Origin of the sequence: Paraburkholderia lycopersici, from assembly GCF_900096975.1 — a bacterium.
GTDB lineage: Bacteria > Pseudomonadota > Gammaproteobacteria > Burkholderiales > Burkholderiaceae > Paraburkholderia > Paraburkholderia lycopersici.
Window position 1 is genome coordinate 1 of the sequence record NZ_FMYQ01000073.1, and the last position, 1,673, is coordinate 1,673.

At 67.4% G+C, this 1,673-nt stretch carries 1 protein-coding gene; it reads right to left on the minus strand.

The genetic code is table 11. The features are described 5' to 3' along the window. Positions 1 to 1,673 (minus strand): cytochrome c oxidase subunit I (ctaD, locus tag BLU17_RS32020; RefSeq protein WP_143189410.1); only part of this gene is annotated, 1,673 nt, incomplete at both ends.

Below are 1,673 nucleotides of genomic sequence, written 5' to 3' on the forward strand. Positions count from 1 at the left end.
AGCAGGTAGCCCGTGCGCGGCACGTTCGCGTCGGGCTGCCAGAGCGGATCGCGCGAGCGCACGCTCGGCAGGATCGCGAAGTTGTACGGCGGCGGCGGCGAGGAAGTCGACCATTCGAGACCCGCCGCGTTCCACGGATTCGCCCCCGCGCGCGCGCCGCGCCGCGCGCTCACGAGCGCGTTGCCGATGAACATGGCGATGCCGGTTGCGAACACGAATGCGCCGATGCTCGTGAGCAGGTTGGCCGTGTCCCAGCCCATGCCTTCGGGATAGGTGTACACGCGGCGCGGCATGCCGAGCAGCCCCGAGACATGCATCGGAAAGAAGCCGAGATTGAAGCCGGCGAAGGTCACCCAGAAGGTCCATTTGCCGAAGCGCTCGTTCATGAGCCGCCCGGTGAACTTCGGAAACCAGTAGGCGAGCCCGCCCAGCACCGGAAACACGTTGATGCCGAGCAGCACGTAATGCAGATGGGCGACGACGAAGTACGTGTCCGTGAGCTGCCAGTCGAGCGGCACGGCCGCGGTCATCACGCCCGAGACGCCGCCCACGGTGAACATCAGCACGAAGCCCGCGAAGTAGAGAAACGGCGTCCTGAACACGGGCTTGCCCGTCCAGATCGTGGCGATCCACGCGAACACGGCAATGGCGCTCGGCACCGAAATCAGCATGCTGGCCGCGCCGAAGAACGCGAGCGCGAGCGGCGGCAGCCCCGTTGCGAACATGTGATGGAGCCAGACCTCGAAGCCTGCGAGCATGGTCGCGACCGTCGAGAGCGCGACGGCCGCGTAGGCGACGATGGGGCGCCTGCAAAACGTCGGCAGGGCGTCGGAGACGATGCCCATGGCGGGCAGCACCACCACGTAGACCCATGGGTGCGCGAAGATCCAGAAGAGGTGCTGCCAGAGGAGCGGCCGGCCGTCGGCGGCGGTGTCGAAGAAATGCGTTCCGGCGTTGCGGTCGAGCCAGAGCATGAAGAACGCGACGCTCACCGAGGGCACCGCGAGCAGGTTGGCGCATGAGGCCGTGAGCGTGCCCCACACGAGTATGGGCAGCCGCGCGACGGACATGCCGTTCGCGCGCATGCGCAGGAACGTGACGACGAAGTTGGCCGCGCCCACGGTCGTGGAGACGCCGAGCAGCACCATGCCGAGCGCGTAGACGTCGATGTTCGGGCCGGGGTCGTAGGCCGCCGTGGAAAGCGGCACGTAGTTGAACCAGCCCGCGTCCGCGCCCTGGCCGGCGGGAAAGCTCGCATAGAGCAGGATGCCCGCGCCGAGGAAGACCCAGTACGAGAGCGCGTTCAAACGCGGAAACGCCATGTCGCGGGAGCCGAGCACGAGCGGCCACAGGTAGTTCGAAAAGCCGCTCAGCACGGGCAGCGCGTAGAGAAAGATCATCGTCACGCCGTGCATCGTGAAGAGCTGGTCGTACTGCTGCGGCGTGAGGACGGTCTCGTTGGGGCGCGCGAGCTGCACGCGCATGACGAGCGCCTCCACGCCGCCCAGCACGAGGAACACGAAGGCCGTGACGAGGTAGCGCAGGCCGATGGTCTTGTGATCCACCGTCGAAAGCCAGCCGCGCCAGCCGGGGCGCGTTTCCCAGGTCTTTTCGAGGCGGCGCAGCGTCTCCTCGTCGAGCGGGGCGATTCCCGTTTCCGGCACGCGCGAGAG